Source organism: Gordonia namibiensis NBRC 108229 (genome assembly GCF_000298235.1).
In the GTDB taxonomy this organism is placed as follows: domain Bacteria; phylum Actinomycetota; class Actinomycetes; order Mycobacteriales; family Mycobacteriaceae; genus Gordonia; species Gordonia namibiensis.
In genome coordinates, this window is the sequence record NZ_BAHE01000019.1 from 1 (window position 1) to 13,009 (window position 13,009).

The 13,009-nt window shown below is 67.3% G+C and carries 10 protein-coding genes and 1 tRNA gene; 6 read left to right on the forward strand and 5 right to left on the reverse strand.

From position 1 onward, the window contains the following. Positions 1–520: 520 nt before the first annotated feature. A tRNA-Met gene (locus tag GONAM_RS11235) sits at positions 521–597 on the reverse strand. 227 nt (positions 598–824) lie between these two features. Between GONAM_RS11235 and GONAM_RS11240 the strand changes: the two genes are divergently transcribed. After that, a complete protein-coding gene (locus tag GONAM_RS11240; RefSeq protein ID WP_006866888.1) occupies positions 825–1,106 on the forward strand; it encodes a hypothetical protein in 282 nt (93 codons plus the stop codon). A gap of 84 nt (positions 1,107–1,190) precedes the next feature. Here the strand turns inward: GONAM_RS11240 and GONAM_RS11245 are convergent, their stop codons facing one another. Then, positions 1,191–4,148 (reverse strand): UPF0182 family protein, encoded by a 2,958-nt coding sequence (locus tag GONAM_RS11245; RefSeq protein ID WP_006866889.1) that lies wholly within the window; start codon positions 4,146–4,148, stop codon positions 1,191–1,193. Between the two features lie 208 nt (positions 4,149–4,356). On the opposite strand from GONAM_RS11245, the gene GONAM_RS11250 reads away from it, so the two are divergent. Further along, positions 4,357–4,914 carry a PPA1309 family protein gene (locus GONAM_RS11250; protein ID WP_006866890.1) on the forward strand — a complete coding sequence of 186 codons (558 nt, stop codon included), beginning with the start codon at positions 4,357–4,359 and terminating at the stop codon, positions 4,912–4,914. Positions 4,915–4,938: 24 nt separating this feature from the next. Here the strand turns inward: GONAM_RS11250 and GONAM_RS11255 are convergent, their stop codons facing one another. After that, positions 4,939–6,003 (reverse strand): YlbL family protein, encoded by a 1,065-nt coding sequence (locus tag GONAM_RS11255; protein ID WP_174310898.1) that lies wholly within the window; start codon positions 6,001–6,003, stop codon positions 4,939–4,941. A 107-nt stretch (positions 6,004–6,110) separates the two neighbouring features. Here GONAM_RS11255 and GONAM_RS11260 point away from each other — a divergent pair, with 107 nt between their 5' ends. From GONAM_RS11260 to GONAM_RS11270, 3 genes are all read left to right on the forward strand, one after another. Continuing rightward, the gene (locus GONAM_RS11260) at positions 6,111–7,580 is read left to right on the forward strand and encodes a zinc-dependent metalloprotease (protein ID WP_006866892.1); all 1,470 of its coding nucleotides are present in this window, start codon (positions 6,111–6,113) and stop codon (positions 7,578–7,580) included. A gap of 87 nt (positions 7,581–7,667) precedes the next feature. Beyond that, a complete protein-coding gene (locus GONAM_RS11265; protein ID WP_006866893.1) occupies positions 7,668–8,579 on the forward strand; it encodes a hypothetical protein in 912 nt (303 codons plus the stop codon). Between the two features lie 15 nt (positions 8,580–8,594). After that, positions 8,595–9,911 carry an ABC1 kinase family protein gene (locus tag GONAM_RS11270; RefSeq protein ID WP_006866894.1) on the forward strand — a complete coding sequence of 439 codons (1,317 nt, stop codon included), beginning with the start codon at positions 8,595–8,597 and terminating at the stop codon, positions 9,909–9,911. Between the two features lie 58 nt (positions 9,912–9,969). Here GONAM_RS11270 and GONAM_RS11275 read toward each other — a convergent pair whose 3' ends face one another. Continuing rightward, the gene (locus GONAM_RS11275) at positions 9,970–10,263 is read right to left on the reverse strand and encodes a WhiB family transcriptional regulator (RefSeq protein ID WP_006866895.1); all 294 of its coding nucleotides are present in this window, start codon (positions 10,261–10,263) and stop codon (positions 9,970–9,972) included. 175 nt (positions 10,264–10,438) lie between these two features. On the opposite strand from GONAM_RS11275, the gene GONAM_RS22670 reads away from it, so the two are divergent. After that, entirely contained in the window at positions 10,439–10,627 is a 189-nt protein-coding gene (locus GONAM_RS22670) for a hypothetical protein (protein ID WP_157159154.1), read from the forward strand. 235 nt (positions 10,628–10,862) lie between these two features. Here GONAM_RS22670 and GONAM_RS11280 read toward each other — a convergent pair whose 3' ends face one another. Further along, positions 10,863–12,995 (reverse strand): ATP-dependent DNA helicase UvrD2, encoded by a 2,133-nt coding sequence (locus tag GONAM_RS11280; RefSeq protein WP_006866897.1) that lies wholly within the window; start codon positions 12,993–12,995, stop codon positions 10,863–10,865. Positions 12,996–13,009 lie beyond the last annotated feature (14 nt).

The following is a 13,009-nucleotide window of genomic DNA, read 5'->3' on the forward strand; positions in this document are numbered from 1 at the left end:
AAACTCCGCCCCGCAAACCCGAAGATCCGCAGTCCGAAGGAATCTGGCGACCCCTCAAACACCAACCCGAGACACAAAGACTCGAACCAGAAGTTCAGGGGCGGTCAGCCGCAAGCCCGATCTCCACTCCCCATCCAAACCCTCTCAGGCCGGCCGGGGCGGCGCCGTGGCGCGCTGACTCGACATAAGTTACGCACGTGGGTCCTCAGCGTCAAATCGCCTGGTCAGCGGCTATGCCTGGGGACCATTACCGAGTTCGGCGTGCATTCGGAGCGGATACCGAGCCTTGTCCGGGCTTTCCCGATGGGAACCGCGCCCCCGTATCCGCCCTCCACGGGCGGCCCGAACGACACACCGTCGCCGGCAGATCTGCGGAGGGTGGATTCCAGGGGCCGGTTCTTCGAGCCGGTTCTCGTTCAGCCATCAACCCGGGGATCTCGTGCCAACACCCAGGCTGAGAGAACAAACCCAGAAAAAGCGAGAACCCCCGCCCGGACATCCCGGGCGGGGGTTCTCGTGTTGGTAGCGGGGACAGGATTTGAACCTGCGACCTCTGGGTTATGAGCCCAGCGAGCTACCGAGCTGCTCCACCCCGCGTTGGTGAACACAACGTTACACACGCGTTTGTCAGCGATGCAAATCGATGCCGCAACCGCCCGTGACCAGTATCGATGTCAGTGACAGCGGTCACCGCAGCGATACAGAGGTGGTCACGGCGGCGCATCGTCCGGCTCGGGCAGCTTTCGCCGTTGTGAGCTGGGTCACTCTCGGGCGTAGACTCGGCGCTACCCGATCCGGGCTGACCCACTACCGAGGAGGGAACCATGTCCGCCCATCTCCACCATGAGAGCCATGGCAACCACCCGATGAGTTTCATCGGATTCGTACTCGCACTCGGCGGCTTCGTGGCCGCGGCACTGTGGCTGGTCCACATGGCCTCCGGCAACACGGGCCCCGCTATCGTGTCCGCGGTGCTCATGGTCGCGGCGTTCGGCGTGGCCGTCTCGATCTTCTTCACGATCGGCCACCGGTATCACCACAGCCCGGTTCTGCCGGACAACACCCCGGACGAAAAAGAGCGCTACGTGCGCAAGTATCGCGGCTAGCGATACCCGACGCACGTAGCGCTCGGATTCCCTCTCCCGATCGATGCGCCCCTCACCGGGGCGCATCGATCGGAATCTGTCCGGCTAGTTCTGCTCGGGCAGTGATTCGTACTGTGCGACAGCCTTGTTCAGCCGATCGAGGGCTTGGCCGTAACCGGCGAAGTCGCCCTTTGTCTGCGCGTCCCGCAGTGCGCCGAGCGCGTCCCCGATCGCCTTCACCGCGGCGTCGCGTTCGGGCGTTCCGCCCTGGGGAGGCGCGGGCTGCTGCGGGTTGGTCGTCCCACCCTGCTGCTCGGACTGGTCCGGCGTGTCCTCGGACTGCTGCTCACCGGGAACCACACCGGCGGCCGGCGTGATCCCGACCTGACGCAGCGCCTCGGCCGTCGTCGGGGCGTAACCGATGCGCGCCTCGCGTTCCTTCGGCTCGTAACGGGTGATCACCCGGAAGAGCCGCGGGAAGGCTTCTTCGCCCTGGGCCTGTGCGTACATCGGGACCACGTACAGGATTCCGTTGTCACCGACCGGCAGCGTCAGCAGGTTGCCGAACGTCACCTTCGCCGTGTTCTCGAGTGCCTTCAACGATTCGGCGACTCGGCCATCGGTCTTCATCGGGTTGAAGGCCTGCTTCGGTCCCGACCGCTGGTTGTTACCCGGGAGCTCCTTGACGGTGATCTGCCCATAGTTCGACGGGTCCGAGGAGACGGTGATGTAGGCACCGAGGATCGGCCGGTTGAGGCGGGTGAGCACCGAGGTGATCTGGAACGATGCCTGCTTGCTCTCCGGATCCGAGGCCACGAAGTAGTACGGCGGCTGATCGAGTCCGCGCTGTTCGGCGTCGGGACTCGTCGGATCAGAGGGCACCGACCAGAAGTCGTTCGCCTGGAAGAACGTGCCCGGGGAGTCGACGTGGTAGCGCGTCAGAAGTGCCCGCTGGATCTTGAACAGATCCTCCGGGTACCGGACGTGCTCCCGCAGGGAGGTCTGCTTGTCGAACTCGGCACGCGAGGCGACCGAATCCGGGAAGACCTTCATCCAGGTCTTGAGAACCGGGTCCTCGGTGTCGACCTCGTACAGCTTGACCTCACCGGTGTAGGCGTCGACCGTGGCCTTCACCGAGTTGCGCACATACGACACGGTCTTGTTGACCTGCGTGCGTCCGGTCTGCCCGGGATTGAGGTCCTGGGCGTCGGCGGTCGCGCTCTGCAACGACATCGGCTGCGAGTACGGGAAGTTGTCGAGGGTGGTGTACCCGTCGACGACCCACTTGATCGAACCGTCCTCCATCACCGCGGGATAGGTCTTGGAGTCGACGGTCAGCCACGGCGCGACCTGCTTCACGCGGTCTCGCGGGTCGCGGTTGTAGATGATCTTCGACGCCGAGGTGATCTCCCCCGACAGCAGGAAGTTGCGTTCCGCGTACTTGCCCGCGTACAGCAGCCGGCTGAACCAATTGCTCAGCGGGACGCCCGCCGGGCCCTGGTAGGTGTACTTGGCGTCGCCCATGTCGTGTTCGCGGGGCTCGCCGCCCTCGGAACCGACGATCGCGTAGTCGGGATCGATCTTGGCGAGCAGCTCACCGAAGTAGATGCGCGGCTGCGTCACCTTGATCGGGGCGTCGCGCTTGTACGCCTCGGTCTGGTAGTTCGTGGTGTCGCTGACGTAGTAGAACGGGTCGCCGCCACCGTCGATGTCGTTCTCGTCGGCCGACTCGTTGACCCGGTTCGCCGGCGCGGCGACGAAGCCGTTGCCGTGCGTGTAGACGAGATGCTTGTTCAGCCAGTTCTGCTGGTTCTCGAGGTAGCGGCTCGGATCGAGTTCGCGAACCGCGACCACGAAGTCGCGGAGTTCGCCGTCGATCTTGTAGCGGTCCACCGCGAGCTGGGTCGGGAAACCGTAGAAGTTCTGGCGCTGCTGCTGCTGGATGAACGTCGGCGAGACCACGTTCGGGTCGAGGATGCGCACGTTCGACAGCGTCGGGATGTCGCTGTTGACGAGGGCGGGGTTCGCCGGCTCGGCCGTCCAGTCCTTCTGCGTGATGACCTTGTCCGGCCCGATGCCGTAGGCCTCTCGCGTGGAGTTGATGGCCCGCTGGATGTACTCGGCTTCCTTCTGGGCAGCATTCGGCTTCACCGAGAACTGCTCCATGGTCAGAGGCCAGCCCACACCGATCAGCAGTGCCGAGAACAGCATCAGTACGGTTGCGAGAGCGGGGATACGCAGATCACGCAGCACGACGGCGGCGAAGAAGGCGACGGCACAGATGATCGCGATCGCCATCAGGATGAGCTTGGACGGCAGGACTGCGTTGATGTCGGTGTAACTGGCGCCCGGGAAGATCTCGGACTTCCGCGAACTCGAAAGCAGGTTGTAGCGGTCGAGCCAGTACGCCGCCGCCTTGAGCAGCAGGAAGGTTCCGGCCAGGACCGCGAGCTGGATGCGGGCGGCCATCGTGACCGATCCCCCGCCCTGCGCGAGTCGGATGCCGCCGAAGATGTAGTGGGTGACCAGGTTGGCCAGGAACGCCACGACCACCACGACGAACAGCAGGTTCAGCACGAACCGGTAGAACGGCAGGTCGAAGGCGTAGAAGCCGATGTCGAGGTTGAACTGCGGGTCCTTCTGACCGAAGGACGTCCCGTGCAGGAACATCTGGACCGTGGCCCAGGAACCCTGTGCGACGAGACCGGCGAGTGCGCCGATGATCAGTGCCGGCAGCACCGCGAACCACCGCACCTTGGTCATGATGGCGGTCCGGTAGCGCGCGAGCGGGTCGTTGGGCCCCGCGGTGGGCACGAAGACCGGCCGGGACCGGTACGCGAGGGCGACCGCGCCGAAGACGATCAGGCCGACCACCAGCGTCGTGATCAGGAAGAGGATGACACGGGTCCAGACGACCGTGCTGAACACGCTCGAGTACCCGACGTCGCGGAACCACAGCCAGTCGGTCGCAAGACCGATCATTCGTGGCCCGATGAGCAAGAGGACCAGCACGGCGACGCCGAGTCCGATGACGATCTTGCTCCTGCGTGACAGTGTCGGCATTCCTGCCGGCCCTCGGACGCCCACCAGACCCACTCTCCAAAGCTCTCAATCCGGACAACGCCCTGCGTGACGAGCAAGCCTGGGCGTGGTGCCCACTGTACTGGCACCACCCGGGTGCTGATCACACTCGGGCGTCGGGACAACGATCCGAGGTCGATCACGGTTCCCCGGGTCGTGGACGACGGCTTCGTCGGGGCAAGATGGGCGGGTGCCCGACCCCACGACACCCCCGACGACGCCCCGCGGTTTCTCCACCGACGACCTCGGGAGCGCATTGAGCGAGATCCTCGACCACGTCGACGCCGCAGGCTGGGGCCAGACGCCGTCGGTGTTCGCCCTCGTCCCGACTGCGGTCCTGGCCGAGGAGGCACCGGACGTCCTCGGCGGCGACGACGAGTCGCCCCTCACCCCGATCGAGCAGGAGTACGCCGACCTCGACGCCTTCCTGGCATCGGCGATCTGGCCCGACGCCGTCGTCGGAGCCGCGGTGGCCATCGAGATCGTGGTCGCTCCCCCGGCTCCCGGCGACGACGGCACGCCGCGTTATGTCGCGAACGAAAGCCACCCGGCTGCAAGCGTTCCGGACGACGCGTCGGAGCAGGCGCGTCTGGTGGTGGGCGTGCTGCGCTCCGGAAAGGACCTCGCGCTCATGCGGTTACGCCATCAGCCGGGTGAGGAGATCGAGACCCTCACCCATCCGCAGCTCGGGACCGAGTTGCGGGCGGCGCTCGCCGGCACCTTCACACCCGACGAACCCGGGGTCTGAACCGCCCGGACGAGGAACGACCGGTCAACAGGTCGGGGCCGGGCGCCCTTCGCCGATGGCGTCCAGGGCGTCCACCGCGCTGTCGAGCGTCTCGACCTTCACCAGTTCGAGGCCGTCGGGACGGTCGGAGACGGCCTCCGCACAGTTCCGGGCCGGGACCAGGAACACCGTCGCACCGGCATCGTGCGCCGCGCGGGTCTTGTGGGTGATGCCGCCGATCGGCCCGACGTCCCCGTCGGCGGTGATGGTGCCGGTTCCCGCGATGAACTTGCCGTGGGTGAGCTCGCCCGGGCTCAGCTGATCGATGACCGACAGCGCCAGCATCATGCCCGCCGACGGTCCACCGATGTCACCGACGGTGTAGGTGACCTTCAGCGACGGGTCGGCATTGGCGACCTCGGCCGCGACCCCGAGGAACCCGGCCTTCGCGTCGTCGGGATGCGGGGCGAGCGTGACGGTCACCGTCTGCGGGGTGCCCTGCCGCACGATCTCCAGCGGCAGCACCGTGCCCGGCGGGTTCTTCGACACGACGTCGCGCAGTTCCTTGCTCGTCTCGACCTCGACGCCCCCGACCCTGGTGACCACGTCACCGGCCTGCAGGACACCGGCCGACGGGCCCTCGGCGCCCACGCCGGCGATACGCAGAACCGTGGGACGGTCGAGGAAACGCAGCGCCGCGATGGTGGCGCTCTCCTCCGACCCCGCCATCTGCTGAGCGTTCTCCTGCTGGACCTGCTCGGTGGTGCGGTCCGGCGGATACACCTCGTCGCGCGGGGTGAGCGCGTACTTCCCGGACAGCCACATTCCCAGTGCGTCGAAGAGGGTGAGCCCGTCGCTGACCGACACCGTCGTCAGGTTGAGGTTGCCGGTGGTCTTGTCGAGGGGCGCACCGTCGATCTGCACGACCTTGCGTTCGACGACCTTGCCGTCCTGCTCGACCTTCGTCATCCCGAGGGTGTTCAGCGTCGGGCCAGGACCGAGCGCGGCGTAGGGAACCTGCACCTGCGTGCCGACGACGAGCAACGCCAGCAACACCAGGGCGCTGACCGCGGCGGTGGCGATCCGTCGGAAGCGGGGGCTCGAACTCATTCCGCACACGATAGTGCCCCGACCTCCGACGACGGTCCCGGCGTCGCTACGCGCACGGCGAACATCCGACGCCGTGAACCCGCCTGTCCGGGCGGTACGGTGGACGTATGAGTGATCTGCCCTTCGGCTTCTCGGCGTCCGGGAACGGCGACGACGACCGCGACAAGAACAGCGGCGACAAGGACAAGCCGGGCGGCAACCCCGGCAACCCCTTCGGTGGCGCCAACCCGTTCGGATTCGCAATGGGCGGACAGGGTTCCGGAGGCGGACAGGGCTTCGGCGACTTCGACCCGTCGAACTTCGACCCGAACATGCTCGGCCAGATGTTCTCCCAACTCGGCAGCATGTTCAGCGGCATGGGCGCCGGGATGGCCGGTGGCGGCGGCGGTCCGGTGAACTACGAGGTCGCCACGAATCTCGCCCGCCAGCAGATCGGTTCGTTCACACCGATCCTGGAGAAGGAGATCTCGGCGTCGGCCGACGCCGTACGACTCGCCGACGTCTGGCTTGATGACGCGACGACGTTCCCCAGCGGCGTCACCCAGACCGTCGCATGGACCCCGGTGCAGTGGCTCGAGGAGTCGATGGACACCTGGAAGGGTCTGTGCAACCCGGTCGCCGAGCAGCTCGCGCGCACCTGGCAGGACAATCTCCCCGCCGAGGCCGCCCAGTTCGCCGGGCCGATGCTGGGCATGCTGACCCAGATGAGCGGGATGGCCTTCGGCACCCAGCTCGGGCAGGGGCTCGGCCAGCTCGCCAAGGAGGTGCTCACCTCCACCGACATCGGTCTGCCGCTGGCGCCCGAGGGCATCGCGGTGCTGCTCCCCGAGGCGATCGCGAAGTTCGCCGAGGGTCTCGAGCAGCCCGCCCAGGAGATCATCGTCTTCCTCGCCGCCCGCGAGGCCGCCCACGTCCGGCTCTTCACACACGTCGGCTGGCTGCGTCAGCGTCTGCTGTCGACGGTCGAGGAGTACGCGCGCGGGATCAGCATCGACTTCAGCGGGATCACCGACGCCACGTCGAACATCGATCCCACCGAGTTGCTGTCCGATCCGTCGAAGCTCGAGGAGCTCATCAGCTCGTCGACGTCGTTCGAGCCGACCACGACGCCCGAGCAGAAGGCCGCGCTCGGCCGTCTCGAGACGCTGCTGGCCCTCATCGAGGGCTGGGTCGAGCAGGTGGTGACCCGGGCCCTCGGCGACCGCATCCCGAGCACCGGGGCACTGACCGAGACCATCCGCCGTCGCCGCGCCTCGGGCGGTCCCGCCGAGCAGACCTTCGCGACCCTCGTCGGTCTCGAACTGCGCCCGCGCAAGGTGCGCGAGGCGTCGGAACTGTGGCGTCGGGTCTTCGAGGCCACCGACCTGTCGACCCGCGACGGTGTCTGGGCACACCCCGACCTGCTGCCCGACTCCGACGACCTGGACAACCCGGCGGCGTTCATCGACCGACTCCTGCACAAGGACACCGATCTCGACGACGCCATCGCGCAGCTCGAGAAGTCACTCGCCGAACAGGACGACACCGAGTCCGGAGACGACGGGCCGAACGGACAGAGCGGGCAGGCCGGCTCGTAACTCCACAGTCGACGCCGCACGCGCCCATGTTGTGGATAACCGGCCCGACCGCCTCCCGCGAGATGTTTTCGCTGGCAGAGTTGCGTCATGTCCATCACGGTCCCGCGCATCCGGCCGGGAACACCGATCCTGGTACGACCGGGCAACCGGGTGCACGTGGGGATCGATCCGGCCGGCAGCGTGATCATCGAGCTCGACGACGCGATCTCGGCGCATTCGGTCGCCACGATGCTGCGCTCGCTGGAACGCCCGTGCACCCCGGAGCTGCTCATCCGTCGGGCGTCTGCCGCCGGACTCGCCGACGACGAGATCCGGACGCTCCTCGACGGCCTGGCCGCGGCCGGGCGGACGGTCCCGAGTATCGAACCCGAAACCCCCTCGGCGAGTTCGGATCTCGTCGACTTCCGCATACAGATCCACGGTCAGGGACCGTTGTCGGACCTGTTGGTCGCCTCCTTGCGAGCGCAGGGCCTGCAGGTCCACCGGACGATGCGCCGACGCCCCGACGGCTCTCTCGACACCGTCGACACCAGACTCGTGATCCTCAGCGACTTCCTCGTCCACGACCCGCGGGTCGTATTCGCCCTGACGAGGGCGCGGATTCCGCACCTGCTGGTCCGGGTCCGCGACGGCGTCGGAATCGTCGGCCCGCTCGTCCTGCCGGGCCTTTCGAGTTGTCTGATGTGCGCCGACCACCATCGCTCCGACGCCGATCCGGAGTGGCCGACGATGGCGGTGCAGCTCATCCGCACGCCGGGCGACCCGGATCCCGCGATCGTGCGGCCGACCGCCGCGATCGCGCATGGGCAGGTCGAACGTCTCGTTACCGCACTGCGTGGGCCCTCCCCCGCCGCGCCACGGGGCGTGCCGCAGTTGTTGAATCAGGTGTTGGAGTTCCGCGATGATCCTGTGCGAGTGGACCGCCGAGAATGGTCACCCCACCCGAGCTGCGATTGTCGTCTGGTGCGAGACGAACAGCTCAAGTCGTCTATTGTGTGACGCGGAAAGGATGCTATGACCGACATCACTCGGGGGCAGGGTCGTCGCAACGCGAAGTTGGCTTCTCTCCCCATCGGTATGGCCGGACGTGCGGCGGCGGGGCTCGGCAAGCGCATGGTCGGTAGAGACAAGGACGAGGTCAACCAGGAACTCCTCGAGAAGTCCGCGGAACAGCTGTTCGCGGTCCTCGGTGAGCTCAAGGGCGGCGCCATGAAGGTGGGTCAGGCGCTGTCGATCATGGAAGCCGCGATCCCCGACGAATTCGGTGAACCGTTCCGCGAAGCACTTACCAAGCTCCAGGCGGAAGCACCGCCGATGTCGGCCGACAGGGTCCACAAGGTCCTCGACCAGCAACTCGGTACCCGCTGGCGTGAGCGCTTCAAGGAGTTCTCCGACGAGCCGGCCGCGTCGGCATCTATCGGCCAGGTACACAAGGGTGTGTGGTCCGACGGGCGTGAGGTCGCGGTCAAGGTCCAGTACCCGGGCGCCGACCACGCGCTCAAGGCCGACCTGAAGACGCTGTCGCGCATGTCGGGCCTGTTGCAGAGGTTGTCGCCGGGCACCGACGTCAAGGCGATGATGGACGAACTCATCGACCGCACCGAGGCCGAACTCGACTATCTCGGCGAGGCCGACAACCAGCGGGCCTTCGCCAAGGCGTACGACGGGCATCCGAACTTCCTGATCCCCAAGGTGGTCGCCAGCGCGCCCAAGGTCGTGGTCTCGGAATGGGTCGACGGTGTCGCGCTGTCGAAGATCATCGCGACCGGCGACCAGGAGACCCGCGACAACGCGGCTGCGAAAATGGCCGAGTTCGAGGTCAGCTCGCCGTACCGGGTCGGCCTGCTCCACGGCGACCCGCATCCGGGCAACTTCTTCATCGCCGACGACGGTCGTTTCGGTGTCCTCGACTTCGGTGCGGTCGGCCACTACCCCGGTGGACTCCCCCCGGAGACCGGGCCGATCCTGCGGCTCGCCCGCGACCAGAAGTACGACGAACTCAAGGACCTGATGGTCGAGGCGGAGTTCATCCGCCCGTCGCACGCGTCGAAGGTCACCAGCGCCGACCTCGAGGCATACCTGCGGCCGTACGTCGACCCGCTGTACTCCGAGTCGTTCCACTTCACACGCAAGTGGATGCAGCGTGCCGCGGGCAAGGCGACCGACGTGCGCGGCGAGGTCTACAAGACCTCGCGGAACCTCAACGTGCCCAAGCGGTTCGTGATGGTGTTCCGTGTGCTCGGTGGTTGTGTCGGCATCGCCTCGCAGCTCGAGGCGCACGCGCCGTACCGCGCCATCATGGAGGAATGGGTGCCCGGTCTGGGCGACTGATCCCCGACGACGAACAGCGACGCCGCGAGCACTGCTCGCGGCGTCGCTGTCTGTGTTCTCAGGCCGCGGAGTTCTTGCGCGGCCGGCCGCGGGGGCGCTTGCGTGCGATCACGGTGCCGCGTTCGAAGATCTCGCCGCCCCACACGCCCCAGGGCTCGGCACGATCCAGGGCCGCCTGCAGGCACTGGGTCCGGAGCGGGCAGTCGGCACACATCGCCTTGGCACGCTCGAGGTCACGCGGGTTGTCGGCGAACCACAGGTCGGCGTCGGCCACCTGGCAGGGCAGGTCGAGCCGGGCGGTCGCTGCGCGGTCCGCCGAGATACAGGACTCGAGTACGCAATCGACGGTCATTGGGTTTCTCCACATCTGCTCGTTTGGGATTGGTGACCCATGTCCTCGATGTGGCTGCCGGTCCGAGAACCCCTGCGAGGGGTGATGATCGGGTGACAAAAAAGAGGGCCACGGGTTTCGCCTCTGCGATTCGCCCGTGGCCCGAAGTTCTCGGAGGTCTAACTCCGGAGAATCGGTGTCGGTACGGGGAACCCATGCGGCGCGGGGGCTGCTGCGGCTGCTGCCGGCGCTACGTGCGCTGCTACCGGATGCACTGCCACCGCGGGATGCGCTGCCGCGGTCGGCGGTGCGACCGCCGGGAGTGCGGCTGCAACGGCCGGCATTGCCGGAATCGTCGCTCGAGCGACGACCGGACGTGCACTGACGGCAGGCAGCCAGGAGCGGTTGCGACGGGCGCGCAGAACGACGGCATGTGCCTGGTTCGGCTTGGCCGCAGACACGGCGATGCCGGCCTGGTTCACGGTGCTTCCGTTCACTGATCCGCTCCTTTCTCTTCTCGTCGAACTCCGATGAGCGATGGGTTCCTGGTGGGCACAAGAGCGTTCCCACCCGTGTGCCGACGGAGATCAGCCTAAACGGTGCGTCAGAAGGCGCACAACCTATTTTTGACCTGCGGTTTTGACGAGTTCGAGGAGATCCTCGCCGTACTCGTCGAGTTTCTGCGCGCCGATCCCCGAGATCGACACCAGCGCGGCGGTATCCGTGGGGCGCTGTTCGGCGATCGCGGTCAGCGTCTTGTCGGAGAAGACGACGAAGGGCGGGACCTTCTTCGCCTGGGCGCGAGACCTGCGCCATTCCTTGAGCGCGACCAGGAGGTTCTCGTCGAGGTCGGACGGGCATCCCGCGCACCGACCGAGCAGCGTCGCGGTCGAATCCATCAGCCGTGAGCCACAGACGCGGCAGGTGGGTCCCTTGCGGGGGGTACGTTCCTTGGCGATCTTCGACGCCGGCGAGTCGTCGGGGACGAGATCGGTCAGGAACCGGGAGCGACGACGGGCGCGTCCGCCCTCATTACGCGCGAGCGCCCACGACAGGTGCAGGTGTTCGCGGGCACGCGTCACGCCCACGTAGAACAGTCGGCGCTCTTCTTCCACGTCTTCCCAGGACCCCTTGATGGCCTGGCTGATCGGCAGCGACCCGTCGGTCAGCCCGACCAGGAAGACCGCATCCCACTCGAGTCCCTTGGCCGCGTGCAGCGACGACAGGGTGACGCCCTGGACCGTCGGCGGATGGCGCGCCTCGGACCGGGTCGTGAGTTCGGCAGACAGTTGCGGCAACGTGAGGTCGGGGTTCTCGGCGACCATGTCCTCGGTCAACTGCACCAACGCCTTCAGCGACTCCCACCGGGCGCGCGCCTGGGCGCCCGACGGTTCCTCGTCGGTGAGTCCGAGTTCGCCGAGGACGGCGCGCACGACCTCGATCGTCGTGACACCGGGCTTCACCTCGCGGTTGGCGACCGTGGCGATCTGACGCATCGCCTGCCGCACCTCGGTGCGCGCGAAGAACGCCTCGCCGCCGCGCACCTGATACGGGATGCCGGCCTCGGTCAGCGCCTGCTCGTAGTTCTCCGACTGGGCGTTGACGCGGTAGAGGATCGCGATCTCCGACGGTGCGACACCCGACTTGATGAGGTGCTTGATCTCGATCGCGATCGAGGTGGCGGCGGCCGGCTCGTCGTCGTATTCGGCGAACTGCGGTTGCGGGCCGGACGGCCGCTGTCCGATGAGTCGGAGGCGGGTCCCGGCGATGCGTCCGCGCGCGGCACCGATCACGCGGTTGGCGAGGTCGACGACCTCGGGCGTGGACCGGTAGTCACGCTCGAGCCGGACGACCGTCGCCTCCGGGAAGCGACGGCTGAAGTCGAGCAGATAGTTCGGGGATGCACCGGTGAACGTATAGATCGTCTGGTTGGCGTCGCCGACGACCGTCAGATCGTCGCGCTCGCCGAGCCAGGCGTCGAGCAGTCCCTGCTGGACGGGCGTCACGTCCTGGTACTCGTCGACGACGAAACACCGGTAGCGCGAACGGAATTCGTCGGCCGTACCGGGCTCGATGGTGAGGATCTGCGTCATGTAGATGAGCATGTCGTCGAAGTCGAGGAGGCGATCGCCGTCCGGCGAGACCTTGGAGTCCTCGTAGTGGCCGTACACCGCGGCCACCTTCTGCGGCGGTGCGGGCGACTCGCGTCCGAGCCGGCCGACCGCCTCGACGTAGTTCTCCGGCGAGATCAGGGTGGCCTTGGCCCACTCGATCTCCGACGAGAGATCGCGCAGGGTGTCGGTAGCGGTGTCGAGTCCGGCGCGGCGTGCGGCGCGCGAGATGAGCGGGAACTTGTTGTCGATCAGCTCCCACCGGGCATCGCCGAAGGCGCGCGGCCAGAAGTAACGCAGCTGCCGCATCGCCGCGGCGTGGAAGGTCTGGGCGGCGACGTTGCCGGTGGCCCCGCCGACGCCGAGGCTCCGCAACCGGGTCCGCATCTCGCCCGCCGCGCGAGCGGTGAACGTGACCGCGAGGACCTGGCCGGGATTCACCTGACCGGTGTCGACCAGGTGGGCGATGCGTCGCGTGATGGTGCGCGTCTTGCCCGTACCCGCGCCGGCCAGCACACACACCGGGCCGCGCGGAGCGAGGACGGCCGCGGACTGCTCCGGGTCGAGTCCCTCGACCGCGCCGGCATCGCGGAAGCGGGCATCGGGGTTCGCGGGGGAGGTCGGATGGCGCACGGACTCCACTATGTCACCACCCA

Bases quoted from the DNA above. Each gene is read 5' to 3' on its own strand.
- GONAM_RS11240 (WP_006866888.1), top strand. From the start codon at position 825: ATGTCCGCCCATCTCCACCATGAGAGCCATGGCAACCACCCGATGAGT.
- GONAM_RS11245 (WP_006866889.1), bottom strand. From the start codon at position 4,148: ATGCCGACACTGTCACGCAGGAGCAAGATCGTCATCGGACTCGGCGTC.
- GONAM_RS11255 (WP_174310898.1), bottom strand. From the start codon at position 6,003: ATGAGTTCGAGCCCCCGCTTCCGACGGATCGCCACCGCCGCGGTCAGC.
- GONAM_RS11260 (WP_006866892.1), top strand. From the start codon at position 6,111: ATGAGTGATCTGCCCTTCGGCTTCTCGGCGTCCGGGAACGGCGACGAC.
- GONAM_RS11265 (WP_006866893.1), top strand. From the start codon at position 7,668: ATGTCCATCACGGTCCCGCGCATCCGGCCGGGAACACCGATCCTGGTA.
- GONAM_RS11270 (WP_006866894.1), top strand. From the start codon at position 8,595: ATGACCGACATCACTCGGGGGCAGGGTCGTCGCAACGCGAAGTTGGCT.
- GONAM_RS11275 (WP_006866895.1), bottom strand. From the start codon at position 10,263: ATGACCGTCGATTGCGTACTCGAGTCCTGTATCTCGGCGGACCGCGCA.